Genomic DNA, 17,238 nt, shown 5'->3' with positions numbered 1-17,238 from the left:
ACAGACATGGCAAAGCAGACGACGAAGTCCCAAAAGGACGGCAAGCCTTCGGCGCAGAAGAGCGTGCTGCAAGAGGGCGACGACATTGCGCTGGCGAGCACAATGATTGCGCTTGGGGCACGCTTGCAGGTGCTCGAACACGAGACGAGCCTGAGTTATGACCGACTCTCCCGCCTGTACCGGGAAATCCATGGCTGTTCGCCACCCAAGGGGATGCTGCCTTTTTCCGTGGACTGGTTTACTTCCTGGCGCAACAACGTCCATTCGTCGATTTTCTATAGCATCTACGAATATCTCGTCAGGCATACACCGGCCAATGGAATTATGGCCTTGATCAAGGCTTACAGACTTTATCTCGAGCACGAAGAAGCCGGGCACGGCGACGAGCCGGTACTGAGCTTTACACGGGCGTGGATGCTGTTGCGCTTTTTCAAGAGCGACATGCTGCAGATGACGCCTTGCATTCATTGCGCGACGGCGTTCGTGACGCATACTCATATCCTGGCGCAACAGTTTGTTTGTCCTGTGTGCAAACCGCCTGCCAGAATTGTTGGAATGTTGATCAAAAAAGAGGGGGCTGCGGATATGAAGGTTCCCCGTATCAACGTTTCGGACAAGTCAGTGAGCGTTGCCGCATAGCGCGACGCGTCCTTCGCAAAAGGGACAGCTTTACGCTGTCCCTTCTTCATGTGCGCACTCCAGCATAGCTTACGAGTGTCGTGCAGCCAAAACAATACGAAGAACAGGCACCAAAAGAGGCTGCTTTTCATCAATTTAGAAGACCCAGCGCTTCGATAGTATCGTGCGACCCTAGTTGAACCGGGACAGACATGCGTAAGAACTTACCAGTTACAAACGTTGAAACGCAGTTGAAGGAAGATCAGTATCTGATCTCAAAGACGGACCTGAAAGGGCGCATCACGTTCTGCAATCCTGAGTTCGTCAAAGTGAGTGGATTCGAGGCGCATGAGCTGCTGGGTAAACCCCACAATATCGTGAGGCATCCCGATATGCCCGAGCCGGTTTTCAAGGAGATGTGGGAAACCCTGCAAGCCTTCAAGCCCTGGGTCGGCGTGGTGAAGAACCGCCGCAAGGATGGCGGATTCTATTGGGTGTTGGCCACGGTGTTGCCCATCCTGGAACAGGACACTTGCGTGGGCTACGCCTCCGTGCGGGTGCGTGCCACAGCCGAGGCTATCCGCGGCGCGGAACAGTTTTACGATGGGATCAACCGGAACGACTGGGGCGGCTATACGGTCAAGCACGGGCAACGTGTCCCGGCGGGCTGGCGCAAACTGGTGAACCGGGCTGGGATGGTATTTAGCACAGGTATACGCGCCGCGCTTTTGCGTTCCAGCGCGTTTACGCTTGCGATGGCGGCCATTCCGACGTACCTGGCGAGCTCGCAATTCACGGAGACCGGACGAACCTGGCTGTGGGTGGGCTATGCCGCAACGGTCGCGCTGGTGTTGGCATCGAATCTGCGACTGTGCCAACGGATTACTCGGCCGCTGGGCGAGGCTGAGCGCCTGGCAGGCCAGATTACGGGCGGCAATCTGATCATCACCGTGCCGCAACAAGCCGAAGCAGAATTAAAGCAGCTCTTTTTCTATCTCGATACGATGCGCAAGAGCTTGAGCGGCATCACGTCGGAAGTGACCGAGCGCATCCAGTCCAACGCGGTGACCACGGAGCACCTGAAAGAGAGCAGTCAGGACTTGGCCAGTCGGACAGAGCAGCAGGCCGCTTCGTTGCAAGAGACGGCCGCCAGTCTTGAAGAGCTGACCATGACAGTCAAGCAGAACGCCGATAACGCGGCCAATGCCAACCGACTGTCCAGCGAAAGCATGGAGATTGCCAGTACCGGTGGGGCGGTTGTGGGTGAGGTGGTGCAGACGATGCGTAGCATCCAAAGCAGCTCACGCAAGATCTCGGAAATCGTGTCGTTGATCGACGGTATCGCGTTTCAGACCAATATTCTTGCGCTGAACGCAGCGGTCGAGGCCGCGCGCGCGGGCGAGAAGGGCAAAGGCTTTGCCGTCGTCGCCGGCGAGGTGCGCAGTCTGGCGCAGAAAACCTCCGAGGCCGCCAAGGAAATCAAGACCTTGATCGATACGTCGGTGGCCGGCGTGGAATTGGGCGCACAACAAGCCGAGCGTGCCGGCAAGACCATGAACGAAATCGTCGAAGCGGTCAGCCGTGTCGGCACGCTAATGAATGAAATCTCCACCGCATCGGCCGAGCAGACCAAGGGCCTGGAGCAAATCAATGTGGCCGTGAATCAGCTCGACAGCGTGACGCATCAGAATGCGGGCCTCGTGCAGGACCTGATTCGTAGCGCGGACGATATCAGCCGTGAGTCGCAGACGATGCGGGATGCGGTGGCGGTGTTTAATACTAAATCAGCCGCGTGAGTCCTTAAATTCGGGGATGGACGCAAGAAAGAGGGCAGTGCTCTGATGCGCACCGTACAGAGACACGGTGCGCCAGGCATGAGGTGGCTAGTTAAACGTTGCGCATTCGCGCGGGGGATGTGGCTGTATTCATCGATTGCTAATTTTTGCGGTATTGCTTGAATAGACGAGTTAGGTGTTTCCCATTTTCCGAATTAGCAAGTGTGAAGCACTCTGCGCTTTTACCAAAGTTGGCTTGAATCTCTGGCCTGCCACCCGCCTTCAATAGCATCTCGATGGCTTCGAACTGATAGGTCGCGCTCGCCGAGAACAGGGGTGTAATACCGCCGTCGTTGGGCGAATTCGGATCTGCTCCGTGCTGCAGGAGCCATTGAATGACAGTCGGGTCGGGTCGGTAGAAACACGCCGCGTGGAGTGCCGTGTCACCTTTATTATCTCGGGCGTTGATGTCCGCGCCGAAACGGCGCAGGATTGTTGCCGTCCTTTGGTCTTGATTCCGTGCCGCGAGCATGTAAGCGGTTCTGCCCAGAGAGTCCCGCTGATCGATATAGGGCACGGAGGATTCTGGCTGCGCGCTTACGCGCTCCTCGGTGATGCCCAGTTTCTGCAAGATCATCTCGACGACCTCCATTACGCCGGACCATACCGCCCAGAACAGGGCCGACCAACCCTGATGGTCGGTGGCGGTCACATCCGCACCGGCGTCTAATAGCGCTTCGACGTTATGTGGCAGGCCTTTGGACGCAGCAATATGTAGCGGTGTGGTTCCCGAAGCGTCAGCTTTTAGTGCTTCCGGGAAAACCTTCAGCAGCGCTGAGGTCATTTTCTTGGCTGAATCCGCACCAAGCTCGGTCTCGGCAAGGATGGGTAACAGTGGCGTGAGTTTCCCCAGCTCCTTTTGGACCTGTCGGTTGCATGAAGTGAGCGTTTTGACGAACGACTCTGCGTCCGCGTTCCGAATGGCCTCTACCAGTTCACCATGAGTCTCGTATGCCTGCGCCTTTGCCCCCTGTGGAGCTGCGGGCGGGATGGCGTAGTCTGTATTTAAAGAAAATTGCATTGCTAGTTCCTGTGCGAATATATACGGGGTCGATCCTGTCGAGCAGGATTGGCGGCCAGTCGCTTAGTAACGTAGCCGTGGCAGGCGTTCCGCAGGACTTGGATTTTGGCTATCGGAGGACGATTCCATTGTCATGGCTGAATCGCGCTCGATGCGCGAAGAACACGCCCTAAACCCCCGCCGGGTGGGCAGTTCACACCCACGGCTTCTGAAAGGAGGAATAACCGCCGTTTTAGGCGATAGTCCTGCGCTTTCTGACGCACCGGCCGGGCTCATCATATATGCCTCCACAACCTTATTCGTTCTAGGGGCTAGTCAGTGTTATTGGGTCTGGGATATTTGATTGCGATCGGATGCGTGTTCGGCGCATACGTTGGCATGGGGGGCCACCTGGGAGCACTGTACCAGCCGTTGGAATTGGTGTTGATCGGCGGCGCCGCGTTTGGGGCGTTTATCGCGGGTAATAACAAACGCTCGCTCACGCTGATGGCGCGCGATTTGCCCAAGGTATTTCGCCGTTTGCCGTACGACAAGGCCTTGTACATGGATGTGATGGCCTGTCTGTATACCTTATTGAACAAGGCCAAGCGCGAAGGGCTGATGAAGCTCGAGGGCGATATCGAGAATCCCGAGCAAAGCCCGATATTCCAAAAATACCCGCAGGTCCTTAGAGACCAGAAAGTCATGGACTTCGTGGTCGACTATTTGCGCCTGATGGTATCGGGCAATATGAGTGCCATCGAAATCGAAGCCCTGATGGACGAGGAATTGGAGACGTTCCGTCATGAAACGAATGTGCCAGTGAAAACCCTGCGCGCGGTGGGCGACGCGATGCCGGCGTTCGGTATCGTGGCGGCCGTGCTTGGAGTGATCAAGGCATTGGCGGCGGTCGATCAAGAGGCCTTCGTTCTCGCCGATTTGATTTCTAAAGCCATGGTGGGCACGTTTCTAGGCATTCTGTGCGCCTACGCTATCGTTTTTCCGTTGGCCGATACGATGGAGCGGCGCGCGAGCGAGGCGGTCAAGGCGCTGGAGTGCGTGAAGGTGACGCTGCTCGCCTATCTGAATGGCTACCCGCCGCAGGTCGCCGTCGAGTTTGGCCGCAAGGTGCTGTATTCGATCGTCCGTCCGTCATTTGTCGAACTCGAGACCCAGGTTCGGGCGACGAAGTCTGGCTCTAACGGATAATTCCCATGGCCGGGCAACAACATCGAATCGTGATCCGTCGCACCAGACGGCACCACGAAGAACACCATGGGGGCAGCTGGAAAATCGCCTACGCCGACTTCATGACGGCCATGATGGCGTTTTTCCTCGTGATGTGGCTGCTGTCGCTGGTGCCCAAATCGGAGCTGAGCGAGGTGGCGGAATATTTCCGCCAGCCGCTGATGTCGGCCATCAAGGGTGACCCGAACTCTGGGAGCAACCGCAACGTGATTCCGGGAGGGAGTCCCACGCCTATCCCGAATCGCGCAGCGGAACCCGAGCGTCCCACGCCCTTGCCGAGGGTCGTGCCGAATTCCGACGCGGAGCTGCGCGAGACCGCGCAGCTGGAGGATTTGCGTCAACGCCTGGAAACGCTGATCGCGACCAATCCAAGGCTAAAAGAATTCCGGCCGCAGCTGGTGTTGGATATGACGCCCGAAGGCCTGCGCATTCAGATCGTCGATGGACAAAACCGGCCGATGTTCGCCACCGGTAGCGCACAGATGAATCCCGATATGGACGTCATTTTGCGAGAACTGTCGCCGACGTTGAACATGATGCCTAACGGCTTGTCGATTGCCGGCCATACCGATGCGACGCAGTATGCCTCCGGCGAACGCGCGTATAGCAATTGGGAGTTGTCGGCCGACCGCGCCAACGCAGCGCGCAGGACGCTAGTTGCCGGCGGTATCGCGGAGAACAAGGTGCGGCGCGTCATGGGCCTGAGTGCCACGATGGGTGCCTCGGCCGATCCGTATGAGCCAGCCAATCGACGCATCAGTATCGTGGTGCTGAATAAACGCACGGAAGACGCGCTGAAAGCGACCTATGGCAGCCGGCACGTCACCCCCCCAACGCCGCCAGTTCCCACAGATACCGCGAAACCGGAGGCGGTCAGCGAGCCGGCCGCGCCGGCCGAGAGCGCACCCGCCCAGAAGGCGGCTGGCAGTGAAGATGTCAAGAAGGTGTCCCGATGAGCATGGATCTCGCTGATTTTTATGGAACGTTCTTTGATGAGGCGGAAGAGCTGCTTCAGGATATGGAGCGGGTGCTTCTCGATCTGGATCTCGCCGATCCGGACGTTGAGTCGCTCAATGCAATCTTCCGCGCCGCGCATTCGATAAAAGGCGGGGCGGCGACGTTTGGCACATTCGACCTGCTGGTGCAGACCACGCACCGGTTGGAGAACGTGCTCGACGAGGTCCGCAACCATCGGCTGCCGCTGACCCAGGAGGCGGTCGATGTCTTTCTGCGTGGCAAAGATATTCTTTTTGACCAGGTGGCCGCCTACCGAGGCGGCAGCACGCCCGAAGCCGATTCGGCCAATGCGCTGCTGGACGCGTTGGATCGCCTGCTAACTGGATCGAGCCTGGAGGCGCCGCGCGCGGACACGCCGGCAGCGCCGGTGGATATGGCCGTCGAACACGTTGACGATACGCCGCCGCCGTCATCTGGCAAACGCGTGCTCGTCCTGACCTTCTCTGGTGTGTCCGAGTCCGACCACCAGTTGCTTTTGGGCGAACTCGAAATGATGGGCGAACTGGCCGAGCGGCCGGGCGAGCCCGGCACCTTCGTTCATGCGCTGAGCACCGATCTGGACGCGGACACGATACGATCGATCTGCGCGTTCGTGATAAATGACGAGCAAGTTCAAATTCAGGAGCAGGCAGCGCAAGCTGAAGCGGCGCCGCAGCCTGCCGCGCCGGCGCCAAGCCCGGAGCCGGCGCCCGTAGCACCCAGCGAAAGCCAGGAAGCGCCTGTCAAAGTCGCCTCCGAGCCACCCGCACCCGCGCGAGCGAAGGCGGTGCCGCAAAAGGACAACAGTACGATACGCGTGGCCACGCAGCGGGTGGACCACCTGGTGAATTTGGTTGGTGAGGTCGTGATCGACCAGGCCATTCTGATACAAGGCTGCCAACAGCTCGATCCCATCAAGCACGCGTCGTTGCTGCAAGGCATTGAACATATGTCGAGCGCCCTGCGCACGCTGCAAGAGTCCATCATGGCGTTGCGTATGGTGCCGATGGAGTACGCGTTTGGCCGTTATCCGCGCGTGGTGCGCGAGACGTCGGCCAAGCTTGGCAAGCGCATCGAGTTGCACACCGCGGGTGGCGCGACCGAGCTGGATAAGGGGCTGATCGAAAAGCTCATCGATCCTCTGACCCACTTGATCCGCAACAGCCTGGACCACGGCGTCGAGACGCCCGAGGTGCGCGAAGCCAAAGGCAAGAATCCCGTGGGCCGGATTGATGTGCGCGCCTATCACGAAGGCGGACGCATCGTGGTCGAGGTGGCCGACGACGGCGCCGGCATGAACCGCGAAAAAATCCTGGCCAAGGCCGTCGAACGCGGCATGCCCGTTTCGAACTCGATGACCAACAACGAGGTCTTTCAGCTAGTCTTCGCGCCGGGCTTCTCGACGGCCGAGATCGTAACGGATGTATCTGGCCGTGGCGTCGGGATGGACGTCGTGCGACGCAATATCCAGGAAATCGGCGGGCAAATCGAGATTTCGTCGACGCCCGATGTGGGGACGACATTCCGCATTTCGCTACCCCTGACGTTGGCCATCATGGATGGCATGTCGATTCAGGTGGGCGAGGAACGCTTCGTGATGCCCTTGAATCACATCGTCGAATGCTTGCAGCCGCAACCCGAGCAAGTCCATTGCCTGGGTAAAGACGCCCATGTGCTGCACTTGCGCGGCGAGCATTTGCCGATTCTGAAACTGGCCACATTGTTTGACATCAAGGACGCGACTCCGGAGCTGGAGCAAAGCATCCTCATCGTGGTGCAGGTCGGCCAGCAGCGCTACGCCCTGGCCGTTGATCAATTGTTGGGACAACACCAGGTCGTGGTCAAGAGCCTGGAAACGCATTATGAGCGGGTGGCGGGCGCCTCGGGCGCAACCATCCTCGGGGATGGCAGCGTCGCGCTGATTCTCGACCCGGCAACGCTCATCGACTCATTTCAAGCGGGATGCTGATAAGAATCCGATATGGAAAAACTCATCAATAACGAATGGCTGATCTTTCGGTGCGGCAAACAAGAGTATGGCATCGATATCCTGAACGTGCAGGAACTGCGCGGCTACGAGCCGGAGATGGTCACGCGGGTCGCCAAATCGGCCGAGCATGTGCAGGGCCTGATTAACCTGCGCGGCCAGATTATCCCGGTTATCGATCTGCGTATCGTGTTGCAGATCAGCGAGATCGAGGTCAACGACAAGACCGTCATCGTGATTTTGAACCTGGAAGAGCGCATGGTCGGCGTGATTGTCGACAGCGTGTCCGATGTGCTGGTCATCGAGCAGGATGCAATCCAGCCCGCGCCGAAAACGCAGGATATGGGCCAGACGCGATCGCTGCTCGGGTTGGCGACTTCGGAAAATCGTTTGATCCAGTTGTTGGATATTGCAAGCGTGATTGGTGACTCAGCCGATGACATCGAAGGGCAGCTGGCGGGATAGATAATATGTCCCCAGCTACTCCCACCGTTGTCGCTTTTGGCGATGCCACTGCCGCGCAGTGCGACAAGGCGGCCCGGCTCTTGCAGTCGCGCACCGGTATCATCCTGGGCGACCATAAAGTCGGTGCCACGCAGCGCATACTGAGCACGCTGAGTTCGCGCTATGCGGACGGTGACGCTGGCAAGTTCTTGTACCTGCTCGAAGAGAACGGGGAGCATGCCGCGTGGACCGAGTTCATCAATGCGTTCACGGTCAATCACACGGCGTTTTTTCGCGAGCCGCATCATTTCGTGCGCCTGGAAGAATTTTTTCGCTCGCGGCCTACGGGTTGCTCGGTCTGGTGCGCGGCATCCTCCACGGGAGAAGAGCCCTACAGTATCGCGATGGTGGCCGAGGAGGTGTACGGCGCCACGCGCGCGCAGTGCTCCATACTCGCCACGGATATCGACACGCGGGTGTTGGAATTCGCGCAAAAAGGGATCTACCCGTCGACGCGCATCGGCGACGTGGGCGATGTCCGACTCAAGCGACATTTCTTGCGCGGCGTTGAAAGCCAACAAGGCAAGGTGCGCATTCGCCCGAATGTGCAGTCGCGTGTCACGTTCGCCCCATTTAACTTGAATGACCGGGTGTGGTCGGTGTCTGGGCCATTCGATGCGGTGTTCTGCCGCAACACGATGATCTACTTCGACCGCCCCACCCAGCAACGCTTATTGGAGAAATTCGCGCGTGTCATGCGGCCAGGTAGCCTGTTATTCGTGGGCCACTCTGAAAACATTAGCCAACTGACCAACGATTTTCATCTCCTTGGGCAGACCGTCTATCAGCGTAAGTAGCACTATGGCAGTTTCCCCTACGCTCAGCAGAAAGATACGCGTCATGGCGGTCGATGATTCGGCTCTCATGCGAGCGATCATGACGCACATTGTGAATCAGAACAGCGACATGGAGATGATCGGCACGGCGCCCGATCCGCTGATCGCGCGTCAGATGATCAAAGATCTGAATCCCGATGTCCTGACGCTCGATATCGAAATGCCAAAGATGGACGGGCTCGACTTTCTGTCGCGCCTGATGCGATTGCGGCCGATGCCGGTCGTGATGGTGTCTTCGCTCACGCATGCGCATTCCGAGATTTCCTTGCGCGCCCTGGAGCTGGGCGCGGCCGAAGTGGTGGGCAAGCCCTGCACCAGCGATCGCGCGAGCATGCAGATTTATGCCGAACAGCTCACTGACAAGATCCGCGCGGCAGCGGCGGCCCGACTCGGCTTGTTGCCGCATGGCCGTCCGGCGGAACCCGTGCGGACGACGGCGGTGCTGTCTGGCGGTCTAGGGGCGCGTTCGAACTGGTTGATCGCCATCGGCGCGTCCACGGGCGGTACCGAGGCCATCAGCACCGTCTTGCGGCGCTTCCCCGAACAATGCCCGCCAGTCGTCATGACCCAGCACATGCCGGCCGGCTTTACGGCTTCCTTCGTACAACGGCTGGACAAACTCTGCGCCATAACGGTGCATGAAGCGCAGGACGGTCAGCGCATCGAGCCCGGCAATGCGTATCTGGCGCCCGGCGGTATCGCGCACCTGGCCATCAAGCGTGTCAACGGCGAGCTGCGTGCTCAACTGATCGAGAGCGATCCGGTTAACCGTCATCGACCTTCGGTGGACGTGTTGTTTCAAAGCGTGGCGCAAGTGATGGGCAACCGGGCCAGTGCGGCCTTGCTGACCGGCATGGGCAAGGACGGCGCCAAGGGCTTGTTGGCGATGCGGGAGGCGGGAGCCGACACGATTGTCCAGGACGAAGCCTCGTGTGTCGTCTTTGGCATGCCAAAGGAAGCGTTGGCCATCGGTGCAAGCGACGAGGCCGTCCCGCTCGAGCAGATAGCGGCCAGACTCTATGGCGGAAAAAAAGCCGCCGCAATTCCATAAGCAAACCTCAAACTGTTAGGTCAGCACTACATGAACAAAGCATTGAAAGTCTTGATCGTCGATGATTTCCCGACCATGCGGCGCATCGTGAAGAACCTGCTGAAAGATCTCGGCATCGAGAACGTGGACGAGGCCGAAGACGGCGCGGTGGCGCTCGCCAAGCTGCAGGGCGGCAACTTCGACTTGGTGATTTCCGACTGGAACATGCCCAATAAAGACGGTCTGACCTTGCTGCAGGATATTCGCGCGGATGCCGCGTTGGCAAAATTGCCGGTGTTGATGGTCACGGCCGAGGCAAAGAAAGAAAACATCGTGGCGGCGGCGCAAGCGGGCGCGAACGGCTATGTCGTCAAGCCTTTCACCGCGGCGGTGCTCGAGGAAAAACTCAGCAAGATATTCTCCAAAATGGCGGCCTGATATGACGCAGCAACAGGAAGATCTCATTGTCCGCGTCGGAAATGTGACGCGCTTGCTGCTTCACAGCATGCGCGAGCTCGGGCTGGACAAGGCCGTGGCAGAAGCCGCTCAGGCCATTCCGGATACGCGTGACCGCCTGCGTTATGTGGCATACATGACAGAGCAGGCCGCGGTCAGCGTCTTGAATGCCACCGAGAAAGCACAGCCAATTCAGCAGTCGCTGAATGCCCGGGCCAGCGCGCTATTGGAACGCATGCAAGATCCGGCACAGGCACCATTGACCGGTTCGGATACCGAGCTGGCCGAGTTCATGCAGCAGGTCGTGCAGCAGACCGATCAGACCAACCAATTGTTGTTCGACATCATGATGGCGCAGGGGTTTCAGGACCTGACGGGCCAGGTCATTACCAAGATGATCGACATGATCGGCACGATCGAAAAAGAGCTGTTGCAGGTCCTCGTCGACTACTTGCCGCCCGGTCAGCCGCGTCCCGAGCCGCAAAGCTTGATCAATGGTCCCCAGGTCAACCCGGCCAAGCCGGATGTGGTCACCGGCCAGGATCAGGTGGACGATTTGTTGGCGAGCCTGGGTTTTTAAGGCTGTCGCTCCTTTCGCCTTGGCATTGCGAGGGCCGGATCTCGGGGCGAGTGACGGGCGCGCGATACGCGATCGCGCGAGCGAAACCCTATGCGATGGAAAGCGGGATAGCGGGGACTTTTTGGGCTAGCTCGGTCAATTAGGAAAGCGCCACGATTTCTACAATGGCTGCTTGCCCCTAGACTCTATGCCCGAATCGCCCGCATGTCCGCCGACAGCGACGTAGAAAAGACAGAACCCGCCTCAGAACAGCGCCTGACGAAAGCCCGCGAGGAAGGTCAGGTTGCACGGTCGCGCGAACTCAATACCTGCTTTTTGTTGTTGGCGGGCGCGGGTACGTTGTGGGTGACCGGCCTGTTTGTCTACGATCGGTTGGTCCACATCATGCGCTCGGGCATGCTGATCGAGTGGGGGCCCAAAACTGATCTGGGCGATTCGCGCGAGATGGCGCACGCTATCCTAAACGGGTTTAGCTCGGCGATGGTGGCGTTGTCGCCGCTATTCCTGGTCTTGGTCGTCGTCGCGATACTGTCGTCGGTGGCGTTAGGCGGTCTGGTGTTTTCCGCCAAGGCCTTGGAGCCGAAGTTCAGCCGCCTGAATCCGATTGCCGGCATAGGCCGCCTGTTTTCCGCCCAGACCTGGGTGGAGTTACTAAAGACGCTGAGTAAGGCCGCCGTGGTCGGTGGCGTCGGCGCCTTGGCGATCAAATCTTTCCTGCCGGACATGCTTGGGCTGAGCAATCTTTATCTGCCTGAAGGCTTGGCCCATGGAATGCAGATCATTGCCACCATTTGCATGGGCATCATGGGGTCTTTGCTCTTGATCGCGCTCATCGATGTGCCGTGGCAATTGTTTTCCCATGCCAAAAAGCTGCGCATGTCCAAGGACGAGCTCAAGCGCGAGCACAAGGAAAGCGAAGGCGACCCGCATGTCAAGGGCCGTATCCGTCAGCAGCAACGCGAGGCCGCGCGGCGGCGCATGATGTCGGACGTACCGCGCGCAGACGTGGTTGTGACGAACCCGACGCACTACGCCGTGGCCTTGCAGTATGACCAGGCCGCAGCGGGCGCGCCCGTGGTGCTGGCCAAGGGCAGGGGAGAAATCGCCGCCAAGATCAAGGCATTGGCCGCGGAGCATCACGTGCCTATGCTGGAAGCGCCGCCGTTGGCGCGCGCCCTATACGCGAACACGGAGATCGGCGAGCAGATTCCCGAGGCCCTTTATACGGCCGTCGCGCAAGTGCTGGCCTGGGTCTTTCAATTGCGCAGCCACCATGAAGGACGCGCGCGCATGCCCGAGCGTCCGAGTTCTCTACCCGTACCCGCCGAGCTCGATCCGCTGGGCGAGTCGGCCTCTATTGAATCGTAATCCCAATGACGCAATTGCTTAACGCACTCAAGCTAAACGGCGCAGGGGCCGGCTACGCTAAATTGATGGCGGGGCCGGTGTTGATCCTCATGGTGCTGTCCATGATGATCCTGCCCTTGCCGCCGCTGCTATTGGACATGTTCTTCACGTTCAATATTTCGTTGTCGATCATGATCCTGTTGGTGGCGATGTTCACCAAAAAGCCATTGGATTTCGCGGCGTTTCCCTCGGTGCTGCTGTTCGCTACGCTGTTGCGCCTGGCGCTGAACGTCGCATCGACGCGGGTCATTTTGCTGCATGGCCATCAGGGTCCGGATGCGGCCGGTCACGTCATCGAGGCATTCAGTCATTTTCTGGTGGGCGGCAATTTCGCGGTCGGCGTGGTGGTGTTCGCCATACTCGTACTGATTAACTTCGTCGTCATTACCAAGGGTGCTGGGCGTATCGCCGAAGTGGGTGCGCGATTCACCTTGGACGCCATGCCCGGTAAGCAAATGGCGATCGATGCGGATTTGAACGCGGGATTGATTGACGAAGCCGAAGCCCGCCGGCGCCGCGCGGAGGTCGGCCAAGAAGCGGAGTTCTATGGCTCCATGGATGGCGCGAGCAAGTTCGTGCGCGGCGATGCGATTGCCGGCTTGATCATTATGGCCGTGGGCATGGTGGGCGGTTTGATCGTCGGGATCGTGCAGCATGGCTTGCCCGCGTCGGAGGCGGCGACGGTATACACGCTGTTGACGATCGGTGACGGTCTGGTGGGTCAGATTCCTGCGCTGATTATCTCGACGGCCGCCGGTGTCGTGGTCTCTCGCGTGGCGAACGATCAAGACGTGGGCCAGCAGATGATGGGTCAGCTGTTCTCCAACCCCACGGTGCTGTACATCACGGCCGGCATCATCGGCCTGATGGGCATTATTCCGAACATGCCGCACTTCGCGTTTATAACCTTGGCCGCGGGCATGGGCTACCTGGGTTGGAAGATTCAGTCAAAGCAAAAGTCCAAGGCGTCAACGGATGTCGCCACGCCCTCGCATCAGCAGGCCGCCGCGCAGGAAGCCGCGGCCGAGGCGTCCTGGGAAGATGTCTCCCTGGTCGAACCCCTGTCGCTCGAAGTCGGTTACCGGTTGATTTCGCTGGTCGACAGTTCTGGCGCCGACCCGGAGTTGCTAAACCGGATCCGGGGCTTGCGCAAGAAGTTCGCGCAGGAAATGGGCTTTCTGCCGCCTGTCGTCCATGTTCGGGATAATCTGGAGCTCAACCCCAGCGATTATCGGGTGATGCTGTTTGGCGTCGAGGTCGGTCGAGGCAGCGCCATGCCGGGTAAGTGGCTGGCCATTGATCCGGGCGGCGTGACGATGAAGCTGCCGGGCGAGGCCACTGAGGACCCAACGTTTGGCTTACCAGCCACATGGATCGGCGTCGATTTGCGCGAGCAGGCCCAGATCGCGGGTTACACCGTGGTCGATGCGAGTACGGTGGTGGCTACGCATATCAATCACTTGATCCATCTGCACGCGGCCTCGCTATTGGGCCGTCAAGAAGTGCAGAAACTGCTGGAGCGCGTGGAGCAGGAGGTGCCCAAACTCACCGAGGACCTGGTGCCGAAGGCGATTTCGCTCGTGTCGTTGCAAGGCATATTGCGCGGCCTGCTAGAGGAAGATGTGCCAATCCGCGATATGCGCACGATTATCGAAGTCATTACGGAATGGGCGCCGCGTCTGTCCGCCATGGCCGCTCAACAGCCCGGCGCCTCGCTGGATGTGGGTGAGCTGATCGCGCGCGTGCGTCATGCCTTATCGCGTTCCATTGCTCAGCACTGGTTCGAAGACGCGAAAGAGTGCCGCGTGATTGGCTTGGATGCGAATCTGGAACGGGTGCTAACGCAAGTGCTCACCACCAATGGCGCGATGGAGCCGAATCTGGCCGAGAACCTGCTCAAGGAAACGGGCGTGGCCATTCAACGCCAGGAAATGGCCGGGAATCCGACGGTCATGGTGGTGCAGCCTATGCTGCGTCCGGCGCTGGCCCGGTATTTCCGAAATCCGTTCCCGCAGCTGGCGGTGTTGGCGAATTCGGAAATACCGGATGATCGCGTTATTCGCGTCAGTACCGTTGTGGGCGGGTGAGGGGCGGCGCCGATAGGCGCCGAGCCTCCCGCTCCGTGGCTACGCGTCACAGGTGAGTTTTGAGATGGATGGCAGGATCGACGAGCACCGCCTTTTCGGGATGGCAGTCTTTTAACAGCAGTTTGCGCGCCGCGATATGGTCCAGCGGCGCATTGATCGACTCCACGCACACCAGCCGGTCTTGGACGAAATGCAGGATCGAGAAGTTGCCGGGCTTGGGGCCCGGGCGGATCAGCCGTTCGGCCTGCGCGGGCATGAGTCCGGCGATCTGCAGCCGCAAGCTGCCTTGATCCGACCAGAACCAGGGCAGGGCCGCGTACGGTTGCGGGTCCTGGCCCAGCAGCACGGTCGCCAAGGTGCGGGCTTGGTCATTGGCGTTTTGCACCGACTCCAGACGCATGGGGCGATTCCATGCGGCATACGGAAAATGCGCACAGTCCCCGATGGCAAAAATCGCCGGATCTTCTGTGCGCATGTGCGAGTCCACGCGGATCCCGTTTTCGCAGGTCAGGCCAATCGCCTGGGCCAGCGAGACTTCGGGGACAGCGCCAATCCCGACGACCAATAGTTCCACCGGGTGCTGTTGTTTGACCGTATTCAGGGCGGTGACGCGCTGATCGGCCACGTCGAACGTGACCGGCCCGCAGTCCAAATTCAGCGCGACGCCGGCTTGCGTCAGGTTCTCTGCCACGGTTTCGGAGATCTCTGGTGAAACCGCGCGCGCTAGCAAGCGCTGCGCATTTTCAAACACCTCGACGCGTTTGCCAAGCTTGGCCGCGGTGGCCGCAATTTCCAGCCCGATGAATCCGCCACCCAGCACGGTCAGCGACGATGCCATGTTGAAGGCGTCGCGCAAGCGCTCCGCGTCCGCATGGGTACGCAGATAGTAGACATTGTCCAGCGTCTCGGGCAGATCCGGCAGCTTGCGCGCGCGTGTGCCGGTTGCCAGCACCAGCGCATCGTAGGGCAGACGTTCTCCGGTGCTGAGCGTCACTTGGCGTTGGGTGCGGTCGATGGCGGTGACGCGTGTATTCAACAGGATCTGCGCGTGACCATATGCGGAGGCTGGGCGCAGTAGCGGCGGGCCGCCTTTGTCCTCGGATAAATACGCCTTGGAAAGCGGAGGGCGGTGATAGGGCAGGCACGCCTCTTCACTGATCAGTGTCAGCGCACCGGTATAGCCGCCTTCCAGCAGGCTGCCGCAAAGTTGAGAGGCGGCATGTCCGCCGCCGACGATAAGAATATTTTTATGCATGATCACTAATGGGTCGTATTGTCGATCAATACGACTGTTTCGATATTCAAATGCTCACTTAAGTTTCTGAGTTTGTCAAAGAGGTTTAACCCTCCTGGGGTTTTCCACTAATTAGTTGAAATTAAGGGATTTTCCTAACTGTGATGGTGACGACTTAATACGATACTGGCCGCCACATAAATGTTGTCGTATTGCCAATAAATACGACTTTATTTTTTAAAGGGGTAGTGATGTCGAATTTTTCCCGTCGTCAGATTCTAGGAATGCTGGGTGCCAGTCTCGCTCTGCCCACGCTGGTCATGGCGCAAGATGCCGCGCCGATTCGCATAGGCGTCATGCTGCCCCTTTCGGGTAATGGTTCCATCGAGGGCAATCAGGTCTTCAAGGGCGTACAGCTCGCCGTGGCCGAAGCCAACGCCGCAGGCGGCGTGCTGGGACGCAAAATCGAACTCGCTGTCGAAGACGACGAAAGCAACACCGCCAAGGGCGCGACCGCGGTACGCAAATTGGTCGAGCGAGAGAAAGTGCCCTTTATCGTTGGCACCTATGCCTCGGCTGTCGTGGTTGCCGCGATGAAGGTCGCCAAGGAACTCAAGGTGCCCATGTTGTCGGGCGGCTCGACCAGCCACGTGGCGACCGATAACAACACGCCGGGCGATCCCTGGTTCTTCCGCGCCTTTGCCGACAGCAAGGGTCAGGGCTACGACACAGCCATGGCGATCGTCGAGAAGTTCAACGGTAAAAAAGTCGCGATCCTGCACGATACGACCAGCTATGGGCAGGACCTGGCCAAACAAACGATCACCGTGGTGGAAGGCGCTGGCGGCAAGATCGTGGCCAATGAGTCTTTCAACATCGGCGATCAGGACTTCTCCAGCATCCTGACCCGCATCCGTACCCTCAAACCTGATGTGGTCTATATCGCCGGCTGGGCCGCTGACGGCGCGACCATTGTGCGTCAGGCAGCATCGGTGGGCTTGCGTACGCAATTCGTGGGCTCGGGCTCCATGCTCAGTGATGACTTCATCAAGTTGGCAGGCCCGGCTTCCGAAGGCTTCGCCGTGGCGACCGCCTACGAAATCTCCACGCCCAACCAAGTGGGCCGTGAGTTTGGCGAGCGGTTCGTCAAGGCCTATGGCTACGAGCCGGGCATGCTCAATACGCTGGGTTATTTCCACACCGCGGTAGGTCTGGAAGCCCTGCGCCGTGTCGGGAAACCGGACGGCGAGGCCATTCAGAAGATGCTGATGAGCGGTATGAAGGACTTCAAGATCGGTCTGGGTCCTGAAGGCACGACGGCCGCATTCGATGAAAAAGGAAGTGTGGACTATCCCTACTTCATTGCCGTCATCAAGAACGGCAAGCGCGTTCTCAATTGATCTGACAAGGCGAAAGGGAT

Annotated in this window: 15 protein-coding genes; 13 read left to right on the top strand and 2 right to left on the bottom strand. The window is 59.1% G+C overall.

Annotation, left to right across the window (positions count from 1 at the left end):
* The first annotated feature begins 6 nt into the window (after positions 1-6).
* Together flhC and GOQ25_RS00635 are read left to right on the top strand one after the other, a co-directional pair.
* The gene (gene flhC / locus GOQ25_RS00640) at positions 7-639 is read left to right on the top strand and encodes a flagellar transcriptional regulator FlhC (protein WP_160348501.1); all 633 of its coding nucleotides are present in this window, start codon (positions 7-9) and stop codon (positions 637-639) included.
* A gap of 191 nt (positions 640-830) precedes the next feature.
* Positions 831-2,414, top strand: coding sequence for a PAS domain-containing methyl-accepting chemotaxis protein (locus GOQ25_RS00635; protein ID WP_160348500.1), 1,584 nt, complete (start codon positions 831-833; stop codon positions 2,412-2,414).
* Positions 2,415-2,553: 139 nt separating this feature from the next.
* Here GOQ25_RS00635 and GOQ25_RS00630 read toward each other — a convergent pair whose 3' ends face one another.
* A complete protein-coding gene (locus GOQ25_RS00630) occupies positions 2,554-3,474 on the bottom strand; it encodes an ankyrin repeat domain-containing protein (RefSeq protein ID WP_160348499.1) in 921 nt (306 codons plus the stop codon).
* Between the two features lie 318 nt (positions 3,475-3,792).
* On the opposite strand from GOQ25_RS00630, the gene motA reads away from it, so the two are divergent.
* The 10 genes from motA (at position 3,793) to flhA (ending at position 14,584) form a co-directional block, all read left to right on the top strand.
* The gene (gene motA / locus GOQ25_RS00625; RefSeq protein ID WP_160348498.1) at positions 3,793-4,662 is read left to right on the top strand and encodes a flagellar motor stator protein MotA; all 870 of its coding nucleotides are present in this window, start codon (positions 3,793-3,795) and stop codon (positions 4,660-4,662) included.
* Positions 4,663-4,667: 5 nt separating this feature from the next.
* Positions 4,668-5,657 carry a flagellar motor protein MotB gene (gene motB, locus GOQ25_RS00620; RefSeq protein WP_236844430.1) on the top strand — a complete coding sequence of 330 codons (990 nt, stop codon included), beginning with the start codon at positions 4,668-4,670 and terminating at the stop codon, positions 5,655-5,657.
* The gene (locus tag GOQ25_RS00615) at positions 5,654-7,666 is read left to right on the top strand and encodes a chemotaxis protein CheW (protein WP_236844429.1); all 2,013 of its coding nucleotides are present in this window, start codon (positions 5,654-5,656) and stop codon (positions 7,664-7,666) included. Before motB ends, GOQ25_RS00615 begins: the two co-directional genes overlap by 4 nt.
* Positions 7,667-7,678: 12 nt before the next feature.
* On the top strand, positions 7,679-8,149 hold the full coding sequence (locus GOQ25_RS00610) for a chemotaxis protein CheW (RefSeq protein ID WP_160348497.1): 471 nt from the start codon (positions 7,679-7,681) through the stop codon (positions 8,147-8,149).
* 5 nt (positions 8,150-8,154) lie between these two features.
* Positions 8,155-8,985 (top strand): CheR family methyltransferase, encoded by an 831-nt coding sequence (locus GOQ25_RS00605; protein WP_160348496.1) that lies wholly within the window; start codon positions 8,155-8,157, stop codon positions 8,983-8,985.
* Positions 8,986-8,989: 4 nt separating this feature from the next.
* Complete coding sequence (locus tag GOQ25_RS00600; protein ID WP_160348495.1) at positions 8,990-10,075, top strand: chemotaxis response regulator protein-glutamate methylesterase; 1,086 nt, start codon at positions 8,990-8,992, stop codon at positions 10,073-10,075.
* Positions 10,076-10,105: 30 nt separating this feature from the next.
* A complete protein-coding gene (cheY, locus tag GOQ25_RS00595) occupies positions 10,106-10,492 on the top strand; it encodes a chemotaxis response regulator CheY (protein WP_160348494.1) in 387 nt (128 codons plus the stop codon).
* 1 nt (position 10,493) lies between these two features.
* A complete protein-coding gene (locus GOQ25_RS00590) occupies positions 10,494-11,090 on the top strand; it encodes a protein phosphatase CheZ (protein WP_160348493.1) in 597 nt (198 codons plus the stop codon).
* A 204-nt stretch (positions 11,091-11,294) separates the two neighbouring features.
* The gene (gene flhB / locus GOQ25_RS00585; protein ID WP_160348492.1) at positions 11,295-12,458 is read left to right on the top strand and encodes a flagellar biosynthesis protein FlhB; all 1,164 of its coding nucleotides are present in this window, start codon (positions 11,295-11,297) and stop codon (positions 12,456-12,458) included.
* A 5-nt stretch (positions 12,459-12,463) separates the two neighbouring features.
* A complete protein-coding gene (gene flhA, locus GOQ25_RS00580) occupies positions 12,464-14,584 on the top strand; it encodes a flagellar biosynthesis protein FlhA (RefSeq protein WP_160348491.1) in 2,121 nt (706 codons plus the stop codon).
* Between the two features lie 46 nt (positions 14,585-14,630).
* Here the strand turns inward: flhA and GOQ25_RS00575 are convergent, their stop codons facing one another.
* Positions 14,631-15,839, bottom strand: coding sequence for an NAD(P)/FAD-dependent oxidoreductase (locus GOQ25_RS00575; protein WP_160348490.1), 1,209 nt, complete (start codon positions 15,837-15,839; stop codon positions 14,631-14,633).
* 230 nt (positions 15,840-16,069) lie between these two features.
* Here GOQ25_RS00575 and GOQ25_RS00570 point away from each other — a divergent pair, with 230 nt between their 5' ends.
* Positions 16,070-17,218 carry an ABC transporter substrate-binding protein gene (locus GOQ25_RS00570; RefSeq protein WP_160348489.1) on the top strand — a complete coding sequence of 383 codons (1,149 nt, stop codon included), beginning with the start codon at positions 16,070-16,072 and terminating at the stop codon, positions 17,216-17,218.
* Positions 17,219-17,238: the final 20 nt, after the last annotated feature.

The sequence above is a fragment of the Bordetella sp. 15P40C-2 genome (assembly GCF_009763235.1).
Classification (GTDB): domain Bacteria; phylum Pseudomonadota; class Gammaproteobacteria; order Burkholderiales; family Burkholderiaceae_B; genus Bordetella_A.
Note: the sequence above shows the minus strand (reverse complement) of the source record. Positions and strands in the feature narration are given on the sequence as shown.